This is a genomic window from Paenibacillus tarimensis, assembly GCF_021532315.1.
In the GTDB taxonomy this organism is placed as follows: domain Bacteria; phylum Bacillota; class Bacilli; order Paenibacillales; family Paenibacillaceae; genus Paenibacillus_I; species Paenibacillus_I tarimensis.
In genome coordinates this window covers 21,513-42,190 of sequence record NZ_JAKGAO010000004.1, presented here as the reverse complement: position 1 = coordinate 42,190, position 20,678 = coordinate 21,513, and the positions used below count along the sequence as shown (strand labels likewise).

The 20,678-nt window shown below is 54.9% G+C and carries 19 protein-coding genes; 2 read left to right on the top strand and 17 right to left on the bottom strand.

The genetic code is table 11. The features are described from left to right. Positions 1-27: 27 nt before the first annotated feature. The 6 genes from rpoZ to L1N82_RS01245 form a co-directional block, all read right to left on the bottom strand. Positions 28-246 (bottom strand): DNA-directed RNA polymerase subunit omega, encoded by a 219-nt coding sequence (rpoZ, locus tag L1N82_RS01270; RefSeq protein WP_235285535.1) that lies wholly within the window; start codon positions 244-246, stop codon positions 28-30. Positions 247-261: 15 nt separating this feature from the next. Beyond that, entirely contained in the window at positions 262-879 is a 618-nt protein-coding gene (gmk, locus tag L1N82_RS01265) for a guanylate kinase (RefSeq protein ID WP_235285534.1), read from the bottom strand. Positions 880-894: 15 nt separating this feature from the next. Then, a complete protein-coding gene (remA, locus tag L1N82_RS01260) occupies positions 895-1,155 on the bottom strand; it encodes an extracellular matrix/biofilm regulator RemA (protein WP_005548256.1) in 261 nt (86 codons plus the stop codon). A gap of 367 nt (positions 1,156-1,522) precedes the next feature. Beyond that, positions 1,523-3,409, bottom strand: a complete 1,887-nt coding sequence (locus L1N82_RS01255) for a bifunctional homocysteine S-methyltransferase/methylenetetrahydrofolate reductase (protein ID WP_235285533.1) — start codon at positions 3,407-3,409, stop codon at positions 1,523-1,525. Between the two features lie 113 nt (positions 3,410-3,522). Further along, complete coding sequence (gene dapF, locus L1N82_RS01250) at positions 3,523-4,359, bottom strand: diaminopimelate epimerase (protein ID WP_235285532.1); 837 nt, start codon at positions 4,357-4,359, stop codon at positions 3,523-3,525. Positions 4,360-4,521: 162 nt separating this feature from the next. Continuing rightward, on the bottom strand, positions 4,522-7,305 hold the full coding sequence (locus L1N82_RS01245; protein ID WP_235285531.1) for a calcium-translocating P-type ATPase, SERCA-type: 2,784 nt from the start codon (positions 7,303-7,305) through the stop codon (positions 4,522-4,524). Between the two features lie 178 nt (positions 7,306-7,483). Between L1N82_RS01245 and L1N82_RS01240 the strand changes: the two genes are divergently transcribed. Further along, a complete protein-coding gene (locus tag L1N82_RS01240) occupies positions 7,484-9,226 on the top strand; it encodes an Rqc2 family fibronectin-binding protein (protein ID WP_235285530.1) in 1,743 nt (580 codons plus the stop codon). A gap of 9 nt (positions 9,227-9,235) precedes the next feature. Here the strand turns inward: L1N82_RS01240 and L1N82_RS01235 are convergent, their stop codons facing one another. The 11 genes from L1N82_RS01235 to L1N82_RS01185 all read right to left on the bottom strand — a co-directional run bounded on the left by L1N82_RS01235 (position 9,236) and on the right by L1N82_RS01185 (position 20,082). Beyond that, positions 9,236-10,195, bottom strand: coding sequence for a MerR family transcriptional regulator (locus L1N82_RS01235; RefSeq protein WP_235285529.1), 960 nt, complete (start codon positions 10,193-10,195; stop codon positions 9,236-9,238). Further along, positions 10,192-11,049, bottom strand: a complete 858-nt coding sequence (locus tag L1N82_RS01230; protein WP_235285528.1) for a PHP domain-containing protein — start codon at positions 11,047-11,049, stop codon at positions 10,192-10,194. Before L1N82_RS01230 ends, L1N82_RS01235 begins: the two co-directional genes overlap by 4 nt. Further along, positions 11,040-11,951, bottom strand: coding sequence for a selenium metabolism-associated LysR family transcriptional regulator (locus L1N82_RS01225; protein ID WP_235285527.1), 912 nt, complete (start codon positions 11,949-11,951; stop codon positions 11,040-11,042). The genes L1N82_RS01230 and L1N82_RS01225 overlap by 10 nt, the downstream gene beginning before the upstream one ends. 176 nt (positions 11,952-12,127) lie before the next feature. Then, positions 12,128-12,565 (bottom strand): hypothetical protein, encoded by a 438-nt coding sequence (locus tag L1N82_RS01220; protein ID WP_235285526.1) that lies wholly within the window; start codon positions 12,563-12,565, stop codon positions 12,128-12,130. A 174-nt stretch (positions 12,566-12,739) separates the two neighbouring features. Beyond that, positions 12,740-13,003, bottom strand: a complete 264-nt coding sequence (locus L1N82_RS01215; protein WP_235286129.1) for a YlbG family protein — start codon at positions 13,001-13,003, stop codon at positions 12,740-12,742. Positions 13,004-13,075: 72 nt separating this feature from the next. After that, positions 13,076-13,561, bottom strand: coding sequence for a YlbF family regulator (locus L1N82_RS01210; protein WP_235285525.1), 486 nt, complete (start codon positions 13,559-13,561; stop codon positions 13,076-13,078). 63 nt (positions 13,562-13,624) lie between these two features. Continuing rightward, positions 13,625-15,583, bottom strand: a complete 1,959-nt coding sequence (locus tag L1N82_RS23360) for a helicase-associated domain-containing protein (RefSeq protein ID WP_235285523.1) — start codon at positions 15,581-15,583, stop codon at positions 13,625-13,627. Beyond that, the gene (locus tag L1N82_RS01200) at positions 15,580-17,286 is read right to left on the bottom strand and encodes a DNA repair helicase XPB (protein ID WP_235285521.1); all 1,707 of its coding nucleotides are present in this window, start codon (positions 17,284-17,286) and stop codon (positions 15,580-15,582) included. Before L1N82_RS01200 ends, L1N82_RS23360 begins: the two co-directional genes overlap by 4 nt. 123 nt (positions 17,287-17,409) lie before the next feature. After that, complete coding sequence (locus L1N82_RS01195) at positions 17,410-18,222, bottom strand: thermonuclease family protein (protein WP_235285519.1); 813 nt, start codon at positions 18,220-18,222, stop codon at positions 17,410-17,412. A gap of 106 nt (positions 18,223-18,328) precedes the next feature. Beyond that, entirely contained in the window at positions 18,329-18,772 is a 444-nt protein-coding gene (locus tag L1N82_RS01190) for a CBS domain-containing protein (protein WP_235286128.1), read from the bottom strand. Between the two features lie 119 nt (positions 18,773-18,891). Then, a complete protein-coding gene (locus tag L1N82_RS01185) occupies positions 18,892-20,082 on the bottom strand; it encodes a M20 metallopeptidase family protein (RefSeq protein WP_235285518.1) in 1,191 nt (396 codons plus the stop codon). 237 nt (positions 20,083-20,319) lie between these two features. On the opposite strand from L1N82_RS01185, the gene L1N82_RS01180 reads away from it, so the two are divergent. Next, positions 20,320-20,664, top strand: a complete 345-nt coding sequence (locus L1N82_RS01180; protein WP_235285516.1) for a YugN family protein — start codon at positions 20,320-20,322, stop codon at positions 20,662-20,664. The last annotated feature ends 14 nt before the right edge of the window (positions 20,665-20,678 follow it).

Here is a 20,678-nt window from a genome sequence, read left to right as displayed (position 1 = left end):
TCAGGTGAGGGTTGTCACTGTTTAACCTTATGATTTGCCGTCCTTGGCATCTACGCCAGCTTCGACCTTCAGCAGATCATGATGTATTTCTTCTAAAGCCACACCGACATATTTATGCGATTTCGGTGTCTTCATGTCTGTCTTCACACCGTCTCTCAGCATTCTTGCACGCCGTGACGCCGCGACTACAAGCGAATATTTGCTGTCGACCTTCTTCATCATTTCATCAATAGATGGGTATAACATTCAAATTCACCTCGCTTACGCTTTCTCGATAACAGCCTGCAGTTCCGCATAGTCAGCCAGGAACCGTTCTCTCCGGCAGTGCTCTGCCGTGACAATACTTTGGATCCGGTGACAGGCGGCATCGATCTCGTCATTAATAACCGCGTAGTCATAATAACGCAGCAAGCTCATCTCTTCACGCGCCACTGTCAGACGATGGTCGATAACAGCCTGGGTTTCGGTTCCTCTGCCCGTTATACGCTGCTTCAGCTCATCCAGTGAAGGAGGCAGCAAAAAGATAAACACGCCCTCAGGGAACTTTTCCTTCACCTTAAGCGCGCCCTGCACTTCAATTTCCAGAATAATATCCTTCCCCTCGGAAATTGTCTTCTCCACAAAGTCACGGGGCGTACCATAGTAATTGTCCACGTACTGCGCATATTCAAGCAGCGCATCACGGGCAATCATTTCCTCGAATTGATCCTTGCTCTTGAAAAAATAATTCAACCCTTCGGTTTCGCCTTGACGGGGTCTCCGCGTGGTGGCCGACACCGAATAAACGAGCTCAGGCATCTTCTGTCTCAGCACCGAGCATACGGTGCCTTTACCAACGCCGGATGGTCCCGACAAAACGATTAGCAATCCTTTTCTCATGTTACGCTCCATCAATTATTCGTCGTTGTCGTCATCTTTCGTGGACAACCGGTGTGCCACGGTCTCCGGTTGAACCGCAGACAATATGACATGGTCGCTGTCCGTAATAATGACAGCTCGCGTTCGTCTGCCATACGTCGCGTCGATCAGCATGTGCCGGTCCCGCGCTTCCTGGATGATCCGTTTGATCGGTGCGGATTCCGGACTGACGATCGAAATGATCCGGTTAGCCGACACAATATTGCCGAAACCGATATTAATAAGTTTGATAGCCATGACTGGTTCCCCTCCGGTCTTCCTCGCGCATCACAAATAGTATGATTCCAAGTATCATTCTGCCGTTCTGCATGCTGCCGGATTCTTCTAGTTTAGACCAAAATATCCCGGAGCATACGTTCGTGCGTCTGATGGTTACGGGAAACCGCCGTATTCGGAACCGCCTGTCCCGGGCCAAAAGACCTCAACGATGGCAAGTGCATCCATTACCCCATATTCTAATTCATTTCGGGCGTGGGAACAAGAGAAAAAGCGAAATTGCAAGTAAACGGCGGATTCGCAGGGGTTTTCTGCCAATCGCCGTTTGCGCGGTGAACCGGAATTTCCGCCATCCTAACCGGAGGTTTTGGCGATAACCCCCTATTGCTTATACTCTTGCGGCCGTCTTCTCCCATACATAACGCGTCAACTGAACCGTCATGTCGTAGAACATGAATGGTGTGATCAGATAAATGCCGTTGAAATGATTGATGGCCTCGTCCAACAGCTCCTCTGCGATTTTCACGCCCTCGGCCCTGCCCGCTTCGCCTTCCAGCCCGGCCATCCGTTCGCGCACTTCATCCGAGAGCTGTATACCAGGCACTTCATTATGCAAGTATTCCGCATTGCGGCCGCTCGCCAGCGGCATGATGCCGATGAACAGCGGTACCGACAGGTGGCTTGTCGCCTCCGCAACCTTCGCGATCAACGCTTTATCATATACCGGCTGGGTCATGATATAGTCCGCGCCGGACTCAATCTTTTTCTCCAGTCGCTGTACAGCCTTATCGAGATACTTCACATTCGGATTAAAAGCAGCGCCGACTACAAAGTTCGCCTTCTGCTTAAGCGGTTTGCCAGAGAAAGCCGTTCCCTCATTAAGCTGTTTGATCATCCGGATCATCTCGAAGGACGTCAGGTCATAAACAGAGCTGGACCCGGGCAGATCACCGAAACGCGCCGGATCTCCCGTGACCGCCAGCACATGGTCGATCCCCAGCGCATCCAGGCCCATCATGTGAGATTGCGTACCGATCAGGTTGCGGTCCCGGCAGGCAATATGTACGAGCGGCCGGATGCCTGCCCGTTCCTGTACAAGCGCTGCAAGCGCGATATTGCTCATCCGGGTGACCGCAAGCGAGTTGTCGGCCATCGTAACGGCATCTGCCTTGGCATCTGCCAGAGCTGCGGCGCCGTCCATAAACTTGCGGATGTCCAGATCGCGAGGAGGATCGAGCTCTACAATGACTGTGTGGCGTTCACGCACCAAATCAACGATTGAAGGGGCTGGCGCCTCGGTTCCGCCCGCAGCTTCAGCCGGCTGCGGCACTCTGCGTTCCGCAGCGGGAGCCTGGACAGACAGCATCTCACGCGGCGGCACCGCCGGGGCAGTCCTTGACGAGTCCGGCGTGTAATCTGCGAGAGCCTGCGCAATAGCCGCCACATGCTCCGGAGTGGTACCGCAGCAGCCGCCGATTAACCGGGCTCCGCGGTCAGCAAAATGCCGGGCAGACTCGGCAAAATAATCTGGTGCAGCCGTATACATATAAGTGCCGTCCACATAATCCGGTATGCCCGCATTAGGGAACACCGTAAGCGGCAGACCAGCCGGCAGATCTGCCATATCAATAGCTCGCATGATCCCGTTCGGCCCGCTTACACAGTTGAAGCCAACCGCATCTGCGCCTTCCTCCTGGAGCCGGCGGAAAGCTTCCCGCAGCGAGGTGCCTTCTCTTGTGCGGCCCGAATCCTCAACCGCCAGCTGGCAGATCACCGGTGTCCCGGAGCCGGCACGGACGATACGCAGGGCTGTCAAGAGCTCCTCCAGATCATAAAACGTTTCCAATATAAGCCCGTCCACGCCGGAATCAAGCAAGATGCCGATCTGCTGCTCGAATGCCTGCTTCATCTGCCCAGCTCCGATACTTTTCCGCTTGCCCGCCCCAACCGGGCCAACCGCTCCCACTACATAAGCATCAGAACCGACCGCCTGTCTGGCAATCCGCACGCCTTCGCGGTTCATACGCTCAATTTCGTGCTCCAACCCGTACCTGGATAAATTCTCCGCATTGGCCGAGAATGTATTCGTCTCAATCACACGGGCTCCGGCTTCGTAATATCTGCGGTGTACGCTTTCAATCACATCCGGTTTAATTAAGTTAAATTCCTCGTAGGATACCCCTACCGGAAATCCGAGCTGATACAAATACGTTCCCATTGCGCCGTCGCCTGTCAGCAGTGATGTCTTCAGCGCCTGTCTCAAATCCTTCCTCACGGCCGTCCCCTCCCCTTACAGCTGTGCAGCTGCACATAGATATATATTGAACAAAACGGAAAAGCAGTTGCCGAGGCAGCCGCTTTTCCGAAACTGTTTATCGTGCTATTTAATTAGCGGGCTAATGTGCCGCGGAAAACAACAGAGGCAGGACCAGTCATATAAACGTGGTTATCGTCCTCATTCCATTCGATCAACAGGTCCCCGCCTTTAAGCGATACGGTTGCCGTACGGTCGGTATGCCCGTTTAGAACGGAGGATACCAGGGTTGCGCAAGCACCTGTTCCACATGCCAGCGTAGGTCCGGCGCCGCGTTCCCAGACGCGCATATCGGCGTAATCGCGCGATTTTACCGTAACAAACTCTACATTCGTCTTGCGCGGGAACAGCGGATGCGTCTCCAGCTTCGGTCCCCACGTCTGCAAATCGAACCCGACAGCATCATCAACATAGATGACGCAGTGCGGGTTGCCCATCGATACAGCTGTAAAGCGGAACTCGCGTCCGTCTACCTCGATCGGGTGAGACACTACCTGCGCGGCATCCACAGTTGTCGGCACCTGCAGGCCGTTTAGGATCGGTTCGCCCATATCGACACGAACCTTCTCCACCTTGCCGTCCTGAACGGTCAGCTGCACCTTCTGCACACCGGCGCCGAGTGTTTCGATTGTTATCTCGGTGCGGTCAATCAGGCCGTTATCGTAGACATACTTCGCTACGCAGCGGATTGCGTTACCGCATTGCTCTGCCTCCGAGCCGTCGGAGTTGATGATCCGCATCCGGAAATCCGCCTGCTCGGATGGCAGAATATATACCAGACCGTCCGCGCCGATTCCGAAAAACCGGTTGCACAATTCTATTGCGAGCTCGGAAGCGTTATCCGGCAGCGACTGCTCGCCTGCCACAACGATAAAGTCATTTCCGAGACCATGCATTTTTGTGAATTCCATTATTCTGGCACTCCCTTTATCCATCGGTTACTTGAGAAACAAGCTGTCTTATTTCTTATTAGCATACCGCAATGCAGGGAGATTGGCTATTGAATTTTTACATCATTATTTGCACTTATTTGCAGTCAGCAGACGCCCGACAAGCCCGATGCACTACTGCCCTTACGCCGCCCGCTTCGCTGATCCGTACGTCACGCGGCCGCCTTTGCGCCTTCTTCTGGAGGAGCTGGCTACGCTGCCAATCCCCATGAGGAAAGTAGGAATGCCTGCGGCCACGAACACCAAGCACCATTCACGGAATCCGAGCGGCACGGTCTTGAAAATCGGCTGCAGCGCTTCAACATACAGTACGGCCAGCATAAGCACGAGAGACGATAGAACAGCAAGCACCAGATAACGGTTTTCGAAAAGATTCCGGTGGAAAATTGACCGCGAGCTGCGGCAGTCAAACACATGTATAAGCTGAGCGAGCACCAACGTGGCAAATGCCACAGTCTGGGCTTCTATCAGATTGCCCCCGCCCGGCTCAAGCGTAATCCAGAAGGCGGCCAGCGTACATACGCCGATCAAGATGCCTCGGCTGATAATTTTCCACCCAAGCCTGCGCGCGAAGATATTTTCCTTGGCTGTGCGCGGCTTCTGCTGCATCAGATCGTTCTCCGCCTGATCCACCCCAAGCGCCATCGCAGGAAGGCCGTCTGTAACCAGATTAACCCAGAGGATCTGGATCGGCACGAGCGGAAGCGGCAGACCCGCCATCATGGCCAGGAACATCGTCATGATCTCGCCCACGTTGGAAGCCAGAAGGTAGCGGATGAACTTCCGTATGTTCTCATAGATGCCGCGTCCTTCTTCTATGGCAGCCACAATGGTCGCAAAATTATCGTCACTCAGCACCAGAGCCGAGGCTTCCTTCGATACATCCGTTCCGGTAATCCCCATGGCAATTCCGATATCCGCCGCCTTGATCGCCGGCGCGTCATTAACGCCGTCACCTGTCATCGCGACAACGTGGCCCTTGCGCTGAAGCGATTTGACAATGCGCAGCTTGTGTTCCGGTGACACGCGTGCATATACATACACATCATCAACAATTTCGTCCAGCTGCTTATCATCCAGCTGAGCAAGATCTCTTCCCGTCATCGACCGGCCGCCGCGCTGCATAATGCCGAGCTGCTGGGCGATTGCTTCCGCCGTCAGCTGGTGGTCGCCTGTAATCATGACCGTCTTGATGCCTGCCCGCCGGCATGTTGTAATGGCATCGCGCACTTCCCTGCGCGGCGGGTCAATCATTCCCGTCAAGCCTACAAAAATAAGCTGACGCTCCGCTTCATTATCTTCCCCGCAGGCATCCTGCGGCCTGATATCACGGTAGGCAAACCCAAGTACCCGCAAGGCAGACTGCGCCATCGCTTCGGAGGCAGCCGCAACCTTCTGCTTCAGGGTTGCCGTGAACGGCACGACATTGCCTTCCCACAGGATATAACTGCATCTCTCCATCAGAAGGTCAGGGGCGCCCTTGGTGCAGAGCAGCTTGCCTCCCTGATGGCCGACCACCACCGACATCCGCTTCCGCTCCGAGTCGAACGGGAACTCCTTCTCCCGCTTATATAACCCTTCGAGTGACTGAACCGTAACCCCGAGCTTGGCGGCCAGGACAATGAGAGCCCCCTCGGTCGGGTCCCCCTTCAGCTTCCAGGCCTCTTCCTGCTCCCCTGTGCTGCCTTTGCCCTTGCGCTTCTCCGGCTCTCCGCCTTCCTTAACCAGCCTGGCATTGTTGCAGAGTGCCGCAATCTGCAGCATCCTCCGCAGCGCTGCATCCTTCTTCAGATCTGCGTGTGCTCCTTCTTCCAGCACCTCGCCAACCGGCTCGTAGCCTTCGCCTGTAACGTCCAGGGTTCTGCCGCCGGTCCACAGCTTCTTGACCGTCATCTTGTTCTGGGTAAGCGTACCCGTCTTATCCGAGCAGATGACGGAAGCACAGCCCAGCGTTTCGACCGAGGGAAGCTTGCGGACAATCGCCTTGCGCTTGATCATCCGCTGAACACCCAGCGCAAGCGCGATCGTGACGATCGCCGGCAGCCCTTCCGGTATGGCCGCAACAGCCAGGCTGACGCCAGCAAGGAACATGCCATAGGCAGGCTGACCATGCATAATGCCCGCGATTACGACCATAACGGTAAGGCCGAGGGCCACAACAATCAGTATTTTCCCAAGCTGCTCCAGCCTGTGCTGCAGCGGAGTTTCCATGGATTCCGTCTGCTCAATCAGATGAGCGATTTTCCCCATTTCCGTGTTCATTCCCGTACGGACTACCATCCCTACCCCGGTGCCGCGCGTAACCATCGTGCCCAGGAAACCCGTATTCTTCATGTCGCCAAGCGGCAGCTCAGCATCCGTAATCGGCTCTGAATGCTTGCCCACCGGCACCGACTCTCCGGTCAGCGCAGACTCCTCCACGTATAAACTGCTCGCCTCAAGCAACCGGATATCGGCAGGAATGCGGTCTCCGCTCTCGAGAAAAATCAGATCACCCGGAACCAGCTCAACCGCCGCCACCTCCATGATCTCACCGCCGCGAATAACGCGGGCCGTCGGGGCTGAGAGCTCCTTTAGTGAGCGCAGCGACTTTTCCGCACGAAACTCCTGCACGAACCCAAGTATGCCGTTCAATACAATAATGGCCACAATCGTGACCGCGTCCAGATACTCCCCGAGCAGTCCGGACACAAGTGTCGCACCGACCAGCACCAGGACCATAAAATCCTTGAACTGATTAAGAAACAGCGTTAGGGGCGATACTCTCTTGCCTTCGGACAGCTCATTGCGACCCTGCTCCTCCAGCCTTCGGGCCGCTTCGTCCGCCGTCAGACCGGTCTGCGGATTGCTCGACAACGCTTCAGTCAGCGCTTCTGTCTCCATCTGATGCCATAGCTTTTGATCCATCCTGTCTCCCTCCTGTTTCCAGCCTGCCGCCCGCTTAAGCTCTAGAACTGCCGGACGGACAGCCTCTTCAGGCTAAATGTATTCGGACAACCCGGAAAATATCCCATGCCAGGACTTAAGTTTTTGCTCCGGGTATGGCATGATAGAAGAATGATCTGACAAAGGTGGTTAAACAAACATGGCACTCGACGGTATCGTTACCCGCGCACTGGCAGCCGAACTGCAGGAAGCAACGGGGACACGCATTCATAAAATTCATCAACCGGACGAGCACACGCTCGTTCTGCAAACAAGGGGCGGCAAAGCACAGGGCAAGCTGCTGATCTCTGCCAATCCCACCTACCCAAGGCTGCACTGGACCACAGCTTCCCAGTCGAATCCGCTGGAGGCACCTATGTTCTGCATGCTGCTGCGCAAGCATTGTGAAGGTGGCGTAATCGAGGGAATCCGCCAGCCGGGGAACGAACGCGTTCTCCACTTCAGCATCCGCCAGCGGGATGAGCTCGGGGATTACTCGCTTAAGACGGTCATTGTCGAGCTGATGGGCAGGCACAGCAACATTATTCTGGTGGACCCGGCTTCAGGCCAAATCCATGACGGCATCCATCACGTCACCCCGGCCATCAGCAGCTACCGGATCGTACTGCCGGGCAGTTCCTACACGGCGCCGCCTTCGCAGGATAAGACAGACCCGTTCAGCATTCATTCCTATGAGCAGTTCGAATCAGCACTCGAAGCCGTATCTGCCGAGCTCGCCGCGGACAAGCGTATCGTTGCCGCCTTCAGCGGCATCAGTCCGCTGCTTGCCAGAGAGATCACCCACCGCGCAGGCACGCTCGGAAGCCTAGGCGACCCCCGCGCCCTGTGGGATGCCTTCGCAGCCCTGTTCGAGAAGCTTGCGCGGCATGAATACGAACCGGTTATCGTGACGGATGCGGACGGCAGGCAGCAGTTTTCTGTAACCAGGCTGACTCATCTGGATGGCGAAACGAAGCTCTATCCTACTATCAGCAGCTGCCTGGAAGCTTATTACGGCGACAAGGCTGAGCGCGACACGGTTAAGCAGCGTGCGGCTGATCTGTACCGCTTCCTCCAGAATGAGAAGAGTAAGAATGTGAAGAAGCTGGAGAAGCTGAGCGAGACGCTTGAGGAGGCTAAGGATGCGGACAAACACCGGATCCTTGGAGAGCTTGTGACCGCTTATATGCATCAGATTAAGCGTGGTGACGCCTCCGTAGAGGTCGTTAACTATTACAGCGAGGAGCAGGAGACGGTAACGATCCAGCTGGACCCCCAGCTTACTCCCTCGGAGAATGCTCAACGTTATTTTAGACGCTACACGAAAGCGAAGAACAGCCGGAGCGTCGTCTCCGAACAGATGGAGGCAGCTCACGAGGAAATTCGTTATTTAGACACGCTGCTGCAGCAGCTTGACAGCGCCTCCCTGCAGGATATTGAGGAAATCCGCGAGGAGCTGGTCGCCGAAGGCTATATGCGTGCACGCGGCCGCAAAGGACCCAAGAAGAAAAAAACAGCCAAGCCGGCACTGCTGTGCTATACATCAAGCGAGAATATCGCGATCTATGTCGGCAAGAACAATACCCAAAACGAATATCTGACCAACCGACTGGCATCACCGGGCGACACCTGGCTGCATACCAAGGATATTCCAGGCTCGCACATCGTAATCCGCGGACAGGACTTCGGTGATGCCACATTGGAGGAGGCGGCCATGCTGGCCGCACATTACAGCCAGGCACGGAGCTCCAGCCTTGTTCCCGTTGACTACACGCTGATCAGGCATGTACGCAAGCCAAGCGGTGCCAAGCCCGGATTCGTCATCTATGATCATCAAAAAACGCTGTTCATCACTCCGGATGAACAGCGCATCAAATCGCTCCCGTCTCAGGTAAAAGCATAGACGGCTTCGTCACGGCTGACCCAGCCGTGACTTTATTTTTGCAAGGGCTGCGGGTCCGTCCCCGGCAATCAAGAAGGTCGCCGAACCACCTGGTATAGGCTTGTCCTCTTCCACTCCTCTGCCTTCAATAAAGACGAGCGTATGCGGGGAATCGGCTGGAATCCGGGCATCAAGCAGCCTCAGGAAGGGTAAAGCAGCTTCATATCTGTCATGCGACGAGAAGCTGAAGACAAAGGCGGCGGGCTTCATCTCCCGCAGACAATCCAAAATCCCCTTCTCAGCCGGAGAAGCTCCAAGGTAGGCTACACGGAAGCCCTGCTGCGTAGCGAAGAAGCCAAGGAACAGTATGCCCAGCTCTTGGCGTTCGCCCGGACCGCATGCCGTAACCAGCAGCGGGCTGTCCGGGGCGGCACGTAACAAATTCCTCAGGGTAATCAGCTTGTCACGGATAAAATGGCTCCCGAAATGCTCCTGATACTCGGATATACGGCCGCTCTCCCAGCGTTCTCCCAGCTCGAACAGTGCAGGCTTCATTATGTTCATAAGCAGATCGTCAAAGCTGTGCATATTCATAAGCTGTTCAAAGTAACGCTGAGCCGAAGGATAATCCAGCCGCTCAAAGTAATCCAGCATCCGGTTTACCGCTGCCTGCCGATCCGCTGCGGGAGCTTCCTGTTCCGCCGGGTTCAGCCATTCCCGCAGAATTGGTTCCCTCTCTTTTTCCGCTTCGGCGGCAGACCTCGATTTATGCTCCATCACTGCCATTCCAATCGGCACTGACTCATCCACACGCTTCTTAAGCCAGATCAGTGTGTCAAGGTCCTGCTTGGTATAACCCCGATACCCATTAGGCAGCCGGACAGGGGCAACCGCTCCGTAGCGCTCCTCCCACTTGCGGATCAGCTGGGTGGATATCCCCGTGCGGCTGGCTACTTCCTTGATTGTGTATAATCTATGGCTTTGCTTCATGAAGACCTGCCTGACGGATGCCGAAGCCGGCTAATCACGGACGCGTCCACACTCCTCCCGCCCATCGGTCCATGAAACACTACGCCGCCCCTTGCACCGTGATAGTCCGAGCCTCCGGTTATAATAAGCCCGCTCCGCTCTGCAAGTTCCTTGTAGCGCTGCTCATCCAGAGGCGTATGATCGGAATGATAAACCTCTATACCATCGACACCGTAGGCAATCAGCTCCTCTACAAGCTGGTCGCGGCCGTACAGTCCCGGGTGGGCAATCACACTTGTGCCTCCAGCCTCTCTGATCCAGTCAACGGCTTGAAAAGGCGTAGCCCTTGGCGGGTTGACATACGCCGCGCCTGAGGTGCCAAGGTAGCGGTCGAAGGCCTCTGCCATGGTAGCAACGCAGCCCTTCTTGAGCAGAACCTGGGCGATGTGCGGGCGCCCGACCGTTTCCTCGCCAGAGCCATCCCGACCCGCTGCCGCAAACACCTCATCCAGCGTGATGTCAATTCCAAGCTCCCGCAGGCGCTGTACCATCATTTCGTTGCGTATTCCGCGGACGTCACGCAGCGAACGAAGACGTGCCAACCATTCCTCATTGCGCCAATCCGCATAGTAACCGAGTATGTGGATATCGATGCCATCGCTGACCGTGCTGACCTCGACACCCGGCACTACAGTAATGCCTATCCGTTCTCCCTCTAGTATCGCCTCATCCACACCTGCCATCGTATCATGATCCGTAATTGCCACTGCAGCAAGACCGGCCGCTTTGGCCAAGCGGACATTGTCCGCCGGATCGCCGGTCCCGTCAGAGGCATTGGTATGGGTATGAAGATCCGCTGGTCCGGTTATAGCCATTGCTGGAGATCCCTCTCTCTTAAAAAGGTTAAAAAGGTAACGGCCGAAATAGGCAGTAAGGCCGATTTTAAATAGATAGAGAAAAACTGGCGCTTAAAGCGCGCGTCCAGGAGGGGAACCACCTTTATGAGTCCAAGCGCGATCTCATGCTTCACAGATGAAGCCGATACGAACGACACGCCCACCCCTGCTTCAACCGCTGACTTGACTGCCCCTGTACTGCCCAGCTCCATCACGATATTCAGCTTCGACGGATCAAGCTGGCGTTCGCGCAGCAGCTCCTCCATCACAAGGCGGGTTCCTGACCCCTGCTCTCGCAGTACAAACGGATAAGTCAGCGCTTCCTCCAGCATAACATCCGTCCTGTCAGCCAATGGATGGGCGGCTGGGACAATCAGCTTCAGCTCGTCACTCATAACCGCTTCCATATGCATATCGGGATGATTGACAGGTGCTTCAACCAGGCCAAAGTTAAGCTGATGATTCAGTATTTCCTCCATGATCTGACCTGTGTTCATAACCTTCATGCTGATGGATATATGCGGAAATTCCTGGCCGAAGGGCCCCAGCAGTCGCGGCAGAATGTATTCGCCGATCGTCAGGCTTGCGCCAAGCTGAAGCCTGCCTTTAAGCTGGCGTGTGAATTTGGACATTGTGGCATCCGTCTCACGGATTAGGGCAATGGACTGCTGAGCGAACGGCATTAAAGCCCGTCCCGCTTCCGTCAGCTCAATCCGCTTCGTCGAACGAAGCAGCAGCTTGGTCCCAAAATAATCCTCCAGCGATTGCACCTGCATCGTTACGGCCGGCTGCGTCATATGGAGTGCCTGGGCTGCTGCCGAGAAGCTTCCCCGGTCCGCAACCGTATAAAAGATATGCAGCTGATGAAAGTTAAGAGCCATCCGAATATCATCCTTTCCTGAACTGAATTATACCAAACGTTAGACAAAGGCGCGACAGCAATCCAGCATGCCCTTTTTCAGATATAAAAAAAAACACATGCGGCAGCTTCCGCATGTGTTCGTCTGTATGGCAGTGGTTAAAAGGCTCTCTGATAGCGAGACTGACCTCTGCCCGTTTATTTGCGTTTGCGGCTGTTCTTGATGAGTGTCATTCTTCTGGAATGGCGGAGCCAGGAATAATAGGACTTTAAATCCCTCAGCTCAATGGTCTCGGACATCCGTCCTAGAAATGTCACAACAATCATCTTATGCAGCGGGTTGCCAAGCAGATCCGTCTCGCCGGGCAGATCAGAGAACTCAGCTACAAACACAAGGTCATCATCAATCAGATAAACATCCTGCTCATTGCGGTAATAGGGTTCAATCCGCCCCTGCTTGAGCGCCTGCCACATGAAGTCGGCAATGTCCTCAATACCGGTCTGCTCGCTCTCAATACGATCAGTCCAGCGGCTCCGGGCATGATTAGTGATGACGATGTCGGCTACTTTCTTATCACCCAATACGACATGAAAGGACTCATAGGTACTCCATCTTTCTGTCGTTTTGTCTTTCATCCCCATCACCCCTCCCCCAAGAAGCAGGTATTTATTTTTTCACGTTTACATATCAAGTTTTAATTATTTTACTGCATCGTCAATAGGTAATTCAACTATAAAATATGGAACAGCAGCAGGTCTGGTCCACTATTGATTCCCTGCACGCCGGGTTATTAGTCCTAATTAGCCTGATTACAAGCCATAATAGCTTGTTTTATCCGGAATATCCTTCTCATATTCGGTTTTTAGTTCATTACGGAATGAACGCTCTACTTTCTTAACGTACGAAAGCCGCTGAATGTTGCGTACCGTTTCTTCGGCCTTGTCCGCATTGACATACATCACGATATAATGCATTTTACGTGAAACATAATGGACGGTTCCGTATTTATCCAGATTTCTTGCCGCCTTCAAATCACTTACCCATATAATATAGCCTGTGCGTTCCGCTAGCAGGAACGGCTTGTCGATTTGCTCCATCGAATCTCTCCTCCATCATGAACGCAGGTAATCTACATATGGCTGCCGTTATCCGCATCCGCCGCTGCCGCATCCGCAGGAGCCTCCGCTGCCGCATCCGCCGCCGCCTTTACCCTCATTAGCCGGAACCTTAATCTCCTCCGATACAGCACGGGCAATGACATGCGATACATCATACAGCAGATCATCCAGCGCCTTCTCTGCGGCCTTGAAGTTACGCACGCATTCGTATTCGGCAAGCTGGCCCTCAATTTCCTTCACCTTATCCTTGGCAGCGTGAAAATCGGGATGGAACCTGCCGAAGCGCTGGCATTCCTCGAACAGCTCTTTCGCCTTAGCGAACTGGCGTACCAGCTCCTGTACCGGCTGATTACCGGCAACCTCGTTCTTCCAATATTCATAATCGGCTGCATCAGCCGAATTGATTATCATATCGCCCAGTTCATATGCGGCTGTCAGCAGACCGGCCATATCAACTGTCTCTACAGGCGCTGCTGGCAGCATACTGCCGGCCTTCTCTTCTGTTATTGCCATCCACTCACCTCTATGCTATAGTCTCGCATTCTATCATATCACGAATCGCTCCCAAAACAGAAGTCATTTAGCAGGCAGTCCAGGTGGAATTGCAAGCTGCATCCGACTCCACATATCAGGTGTCAGACGCAAACTGCTGTCCCCTTCCCCGCTAAGCTGGCCTGCCACGAACCAATTCCCGCCTTCCTCTTCCAGCCTACGCGGGATAAAGTCAATTACACTCCCGTGCCTGTCGAGCTTGACCAATACTCCCAGCTCAATCGCACGCTTCAGTATTTCCTTGCGGGTTGAAGGATGATAATCCCGCATAGCCTGGAGCCATGCCGCCGGTATATCTGCTGTCCCCGGAAGCCGCTTCTCCTTATCCGTCGGCACCGGTTCCAGTGCATATAGATAGAGCGGACAAGGATGCTGCAGCAGACCGGCAGAATCCCTGTAGTCTGTAAATGCATTCTCGGCTGCTCCCTGCAGCAGCTCTCCTCCGGTTCCAAATGCGGATAGCGGGTAAGGGCAATGCGTATCCCCTCCCATAAGCCTGCTTGGCTCAAGCCCCGCGGCACTCAAGTGCTTTCTGAGGAGCGGTATATTGCTGCGCTCGATTAAGAAATCCAGCTTACCGAGGCGGCGGATCAATAGTCGGGCCACTGACGGGTCTGCGGCCGCTCTGTCAGCAGCCGGCTCATCCTGGCAGCTCATGATCGTCACATCGGCAAACCTGACACGGCCTGCTGCCCTGCCCCATTCCTCCAGCAGCTGAAACGCATGCTCTGGAAGAGGGCTTCCTGATGCAGCGGCCAGCCGGTCAATCAGCTGTTCGAATGTCCTGCCGTTGTCAGCCGCTCTGCTTATCGTGGCCTGGCTGTACTTGTAAATTGTCATTGGCCCGTCGCGCTCCGGCTCTGCCATCAGCTCAATCTCCCATCTGCTGCGGTAATCCGTGTCATGCGGGACAGCCAGCTCCCCTCCAGTAAGCACCAGTACAGAGCCTGCTGCCGGATGCGGGGTAGGAATTTCTTCAGCCAGCGGATATATGATCCAGCGGACAAGCTCTACACCTTTACCCGACCGGCCCGTCTGCAGCCAGCCGAAGGCTGCCATCAGGTCAAGCCAGTCCGTGAGCCACTCACCGCAGGCAGCTCCTCCTGCAGCCTTAACCCATTGCTCAAGCTCATGGCGGCTGTACCAGCTCCCTGCACGTAAACCACGCAGCAGCGAGGCTGAGCAAGCAAACCGCTCATCATAGGCGGCAAAACGCTCTTCTGTCCAGTCCAAAAGGCGGCATTCCCGCTGCCCATCCGGAAGCGCGAGCCACTCCGCCAGCTCAGGTTCCTTCCAGGACGCGCTGGTTCCCCCCAGCTCCAGGAGCCCTGTTCTCACCACTGCATCAAGCCCCACTGCAAATGAAACAGCATAGTGACTGCTGTCAGTATTCGCTGACCGAAAAACAGCTAAATCCGCTTCCGTGTAAGCCAGCCGGGAAGAAGCGGCAGCGGCGGCCTTCTTCGCAATAAGCCCTTTTGCCGTAATCGGAATACCCTGCTTCGCAAGCTCAGCCATCATACCGAGCAGCTGCAGGCTCAGCCTTGGCTTGTACGGAGAAGTTACCCGGATGCCGGCCGTCTCTTTACAAGGCTGCGGCACAACGGGAGCCAGCTCTCTGTTCCATGCACTGTAGGCATCTGCGGGAATAAAATGCAGGCACTCCCCCCAGGACTTGCGCACAGTGAACAAAATGCCTTCCCGCCTCAGTTCATCGCATGCCAGTCTGCTCTCGCAGACAGAACGGCCTGCGGCTGCCGCGAACTGCTGGGTGAGCTTCTCTTCCGAAAAGGGCCGGGGCCCGCAAGAGCGGACAATGAAAGCCAGGATATCCTGGACTGGAGCTGTGAGCTCTCCCCTGACCTCCCTGATGCGGTCCCTGCTGATCCCCCCGGGATCAGGACCGCCGCGCCAGAGCGGCTGCCTTGCCAGCCGTGCTCTGGCCTCCTCCGGAAGCCTGCTGTATACCTGGCGCGTATTCACGATCCTGACACATCCTTTCTGCCTTGGTCTTCCAGCTTGCCGGCTTGTTCCGCAATGAGGTACGTATAGCCTTGACCGGCAAGAAACAACTGCCGCTTCCTCGCATATTCCGTCTCCTTCGTGTCCGCGGTAACAAGCGTATAAAACCATGCTGTATTATCTCCGTGCTTGGGCCGCAGAAGCCGTCCGATCCGCTGCGCCTCCTCCTGGCGGGAACCGAAGCTTCCTGATACCTGAATAGCAACGGCAGCATCAGGCAGGTCTACCGCGAAGTTGGCAATCTTCGAGACAACCAGCACAGGGATTTCCCCCTGCTTGAAACTCTCGTACAGTCGCATTCTTTCGGCCTGAGGTGTCTGGCCCGTCAGAAGGGGAGCGCCCAGCATATCAGCCAGCTCGCCAAGCTGCTTCAAGTATTGGCCGACAACCAGGGCAGGCCTGCCTGGATGCCGTTCAAGCAGCTCACGGACAGCCGCCTGCTTGGCCGGATTCTCTGCTGCCAGCCTGTTCCGGTCTCTCGGGGCTGCCGCATGATAACGGTCCCGGTTAACCCCTTCGAGCGCCACCCGAATTTCTGTGCAGGTGACAGCCGCGATATGCCCCTGCTCCTCAAGCTTCTTCCATGGAAGGTCATAACGCTTGGGCCCGATTAAGGAAAATACATCCTCCTCTCTGCCATCCTCCCGCACCAGCGTTGCGGTCAAGCCCAGTCTGCGAGTCGCTTGGATGTCCGCCGTACGCCGGAATACGGGAGCTGGCAGTGAATGGACCTCATCATAGATAACCAGTCCCCAATCACGCTCATCAAACAGCCTCATATGCGAATATTCGCCAGTTCCGGGATGGCGGTGTGTCACCATCTGATAGGTGGCGATCGTGACCGGCTTCACTTCACGGACGCGTCCGGCATATTCGCCGATATCATCAGGCGTTAACGAGGTCTTGTCCAGAAGCTCATTGCGCCACTGTCTGACCGAGGTCATGCTCGAAGTCAGAATTAAGGCTGCACAGCTGAGTCTGGCGAGCGCAGCAATGCCAATGACCGTCTTGCCTGCACCACAGGGAAGCACGAGCACCCCGCTTCCGCCGTAAACATCCCCTTCTCTGTGAAAGAGATCTACTGCCTCAGCCTGATAATCCCGCAGCTGAAAAGGCCGTCCGCTTCGGCTCTGCGGAAGCAGCTCCATCTTCAGCTCTTCCCCCGTATCGTACCCGGCCAGATCTAAAACCGGATAACCGCTTCTCAGCAGCTCCCGTTTGATCAGACCACGCTTACCCGGCTTGAGCTGCCATCTGCCATCCTCCATTTTGCAGGTGTTCTCCCGCACACATGGGTCAGATTCCAGCTTATCTGCCAGCTGCCGCTCCTGACAGACCAGCTGAACCTCTCCATCCTTGCGTTCGAGATGAATTTTGCCGTAGCGCCACGCCAGAAGCTCCAGGGCATCCAGCACCCCTCCCGGGACGTCGTAACGGCTTCCAGAAACTAAAAAGCTGAGAATCTCTCCTGCTGTCATTCCAGAGGCTAGCGCATTCCATATCGAAAGCGAGGTAATCCGGTAGGTATGTAAGTCCCCCGGCCGTTTCACCAAGTCGGCAAACCGGGCCAACATAGATTGATAATGCTCCGCATGCGGATGTCTGGCATCAAGCAGGACATGGAAATCAGTTTGTACAATCAAGGGACCATCCTGGGTAAGCATGCTTTTCCCCCTTATCCGATAGCTCTATCTTCTCAGTATGAAAGAAAGCAGGGGAAAATATGCCTCTGCCGTACCGATAAATCGCATAAAAACAAAAAAAGCCGCCCCTAGGGTGCGGCGGCATTATTTCTTAGGAGCCCGAAAGCCGGCTGCAGCCGCCTCCTCCTCTGTGCAGAACCACTTCTCCGGCTTCGTCCTGTCATAGTGTGAGCTGCCAGGAAGATGGTAGATCTTCTCTCCCTTGGAGTTGATATTCCCTTTGATTAACGGTTCGGCACAGGAAGCGGACTGCCTGCCCCTTGTACTGGCAGTTTCATCCAAGCCCCCTTCCCGGACATCTTCTGTGCCTGCAGAATCGTCTGCATTCTCCTCGCTGCCGCCTGCCCATAAGCCGGCTCCCGCTTCCCGTGCTTCCCGCTCAAGCTTTCTGAACCGTTCAGCGAATGTAACATCAGGCGAGATTGTCATCGTATTGGCGTAGCCCTGCCTGATCAGCCGCTCGTTAAACATCTCGGTGTCACCCTCAATGAAAACAAGCCGCAGCAGCCGTCCGTACCGGTCTGTCTCAGAGACATCCTTAAACATCACGACCTTCCTGCCTTCCAGCATCTTCTTCGCATATGCGGATGCTTCCTTCCCGTAGTATTCCACTGTACCGTGTGTCTCGGGTGTGTTTACGCCGACCAGCCTGATTCTGCGGCCGTCAGCCGCAGCGAAAGTATCCCCGTCAATTACTCTTAACACCTCCGCTGTCTCAGCCTCTCTCCCCGCCAGCTCGGGATATGCTTGCAAAATATACGCTGTGTCCGCAGAAACCCGCTGGTTGACAGCTTGTCCCGAACAGCCCGCGGCAGCGGCGAGCAGCAGCAGGTATATACACCATATTAACGGCTTGCCAAAAAGACCGGTGACCTGTTCTCGGTTAATTCTCCTCATTGTCAGTCTCCCTTGATTTTATGTATAAAGAATATAGATAACTGCGCATATGAAGAATCCCCCGGCTGCGCCTTCAGGCGCTGTCCGGAGGATGCATGTTAATCCATTAATGAACTGCGGCCGGCTCTCTGTGTGTATGCTCAGAAATTCCGCTTAGTGCATCTCCAGCTTCGTTCACGAAGATTTCACGGATAGCGAGGTCGCCGATCGCGATGACGCCAGCCAGATCGCCGTTCTCCACGACAGGCAGGCGGCGGATCTGATTCGCGGCCATCATTCTCGCTGCCTCATCAATTGTTGTATCCGGCGATACTGTCTTGATCGTGTTCGTAATCACTTCAGACACTGCGGTCGATCCGGAATGCTTCTCCGCATAACCTCTGATTACTAGGTCACGGTCTGTTACAACCCCGATCATTTTCTTGCCCTCCAAAACAGGCACAAAACCAATATCATGATTTTTCATCATTACAGCAATTTCGTAGATGTTATCCTTCGTTGTAGCTGTCACGCAATCGGTAGACATGATGTCTCTGACCGTTTTCTTCATCGTCATGGGTTAGCCTCCTCCGTTACCGGCAAAATCGGAACTATGTCCGTACATTAGCTTCACCCTAACGGAACACGACCATGCAGGCTTACATGTGGCAATCCTTATCAGCGTACCGCCTATGCTTTACCGTGTGCCGCCGCGTAATGCTCCGCCATACCGATAAGAAGAGCGGCCGAATGAACCATGGACCGCTCATCAAGGTCAAACTTAGGATGATGATGCGGGTAGACCGCGCCGCATGCCTCGTTGCCGGCACCGACAAACATGAAGCACCCCGGTACCTGCTGCAGGTAATAGGCAAAATCCTCTCCCGCCATAACAGGCTCTGATTCCCGCACGCCGCCCGGTCCGAACAGCGAGTCCGCGACCTGGAAGAAACGCTCGGTCTCCTGAACGTCATTAACCACCGGCGGGTATCCGTACCGGTAATCCATAACACCGCTGGCGCCGTACTGGCTGCAGACATGAAGGAGCAGCTCCTCCATCCTGCGCTTGACCAGCTCTCTGACGGATTCTGTGAAGCTTCTAACCGTCCCTTTGAGATGGCACTGCTCGGCTATAACATTAGCCGTCGTTCCTGCTTGGAACGATCCAACCGTTACAACTGCAGGGTCGAGCGGGTTAACCGATCGGCTCACGACCGATTGGACCGCCTGTACGAAGGCTGAGCCCGCCACTACCGCGTCAACCGTTTCATGAGGAAGGGCACCATGGCCGCCTTTTCCCGTAATATCAATATAAAATTCATCAGGCGAAGCCATGAACGGTCCCGGCTTAGTTGCCGCCTGGCCATACGGCAGAGGCGTCCACAGATGGACGCCGTAGATGACATCCACGCCGCTTAGGGCACCATCGGCGATCATGGACAATGCACCGCCTGGCGTCACTTCCTCCGCCGGCTGGAACAACAGCCTGCGTTCACCGGCCAGTGTGCTGCGTCTCTCCATATAGTAGCTTGCGGCACCAAGCAGCGATGCTGTATGGGCATCATGACCGCACGCATGCATGACCCCCGGTATTGTTGATGCATACTCACACTGCTTCGCATCCTGTATCGGCAGCGCATCTATATCGGCCCTCAGCGCCACAGCCGGGCCCGGAAGATTACCGCGAATCGTCGCTATAACCCCATGCCCGCCGACATTGGTACGGACCTCGCAGCCCAGCTCCTTCAGCCTCTCCGCGATCCAGCTCGAAGTCTTCTCTTCCCGGAAGGAAAGCTCGGGATTTCGGTGCAGGTGCCGCCGCCATGAAACCATATTGGCGTAATGCTTCTGCAGCGCCACTGCATACCCGGTATTGTCCATACGCCACTCCTCCTAAGTCCACTCTATCTCTACTCTTGCGTTACTTATTGTGTTTTAAGTGTACCAGAACCAGACGCGGGTAGGAAGAACCATACAAATCTGTTCCCCGCGTCTTTTTAAATATAATCTCCCTCTAAAGTCCGTCCAGAGCGATGACTAAGGCTTGCGCCCGGTAGGGAAACATACTATCATGATTAAAGGTGTTGACCTTGTACGATAGATTAAGGAGGATCTTCCATGATTATTGAAAATTCCGGCCTTGAAGGCAAAACAAGTGACCTTGCTCACTTAGATGAATCCACTCACAAGCTCGGCTTTGTCCGCTGGCAGTGGGAATACTACCGTGCTACATATGATTTGAAGCTGGAGGACCGTTCCAATCAGGCCGAATATTTCCTCCGCATCAATACACGCGCGATCGAGGGCAAGCTTGAATCCCCCCATGCGGTTCTGCAAATTGAGTCGGTCTATATCGGTCGGGCTACATTTCCGCACGGAATGGAATACGAATCGCCAGTTCCAAAGCCTATTCTGAACACGGCAACCCAGCGGTTGCAGGATCTTAAAGCACTGCTCGACTAAAGCGGGGAAACTTC

Bases quoted from the DNA above. Each gene is read 5' to 3' on its own strand.
- L1N82_RS01210 (WP_235285525.1), bottom strand. From the start codon at position 13,561: ATGGCAATAACAGAAGAGAAGGCCGGCAGTATGCTGCCAGCAGCGCCT.
- L1N82_RS01195 (WP_235285519.1), bottom strand. From the start codon at position 18,222: ATGAGGAGAATTAACCGAGAACAGGTCACCGGTCTTTTTGGCAAGCCG.
- remA (WP_005548256.1), bottom strand. From the start codon at position 1,155: ATGGCTATCAAACTTATTAATATCGGTTTCGGCAATATTGTGTCGGCT.
- L1N82_RS01180 (WP_235285516.1), top strand. From the start codon at position 20,320: ATGATTATTGAAAATTCCGGCCTTGAAGGCAAAACAAGTGACCTTGCT.
- L1N82_RS01220 (WP_235285526.1), bottom strand. From the start codon at position 12,565: ATGAAAGACAAAACGACAGAAAGATGGAGTACCTATGAGTCCTTTCAT.
- L1N82_RS01230 (WP_235285528.1), bottom strand. From the start codon at position 11,049: ATGGCTATAACCGGACCAGCGGATCTTCATACCCATACCAATGCCTCT.
- dapF (WP_235285532.1), bottom strand. From the start codon at position 4,359: ATGGAATTCACAAAAATGCATGGTCTCGGAAATGACTTTATCGTTGTG.
- L1N82_RS01235 (WP_235285529.1), bottom strand. From the start codon at position 10,195: ATGAAGCAAAGCCATAGATTATACACAATCAAGGAAGTAGCCAGCCGC.
- L1N82_RS01245 (WP_235285531.1), bottom strand. From the start codon at position 7,305: ATGGATCAAAAGCTATGGCATCAGATGGAGACAGAAGCGCTGACTGAA.
- gmk (WP_235285534.1), bottom strand. From the start codon at position 879: ATGAGAAAAGGATTGCTAATCGTTTTGTCGGGACCATCCGGCGTTGGT.
- rpoZ (WP_235285535.1), bottom strand. From the start codon at position 246: ATGTTATACCCATCTATTGATGAAATGATGAAGAAGGTCGACAGCAAA.
- L1N82_RS01190 (WP_235286128.1), bottom strand. From the start codon at position 18,772: ATGAAGAAAACGGTCAGAGACATCATGTCTACCGATTGCGTGACAGCT.
- L1N82_RS01240 (WP_235285530.1), top strand. From the start codon at position 7,484: ATGGCACTCGACGGTATCGTTACCCGCGCACTGGCAGCCGAACTGCAG.
- L1N82_RS01225 (WP_235285527.1), bottom strand. From the start codon at position 11,951: ATGGCTCTTAACTTTCATCAGCTGCATATCTTTTATACGGTTGCGGAC.
- L1N82_RS01200 (WP_235285521.1), bottom strand. From the start codon at position 17,286: ATGCTTACCCAGGATGGTCCCTTGATTGTACAAACTGATTTCCATGTC.
- L1N82_RS01185 (WP_235285518.1), bottom strand. From the start codon at position 20,082: ATGGACAATACCGGGTATGCAGTGGCGCTGCAGAAGCATTACGCCAAT.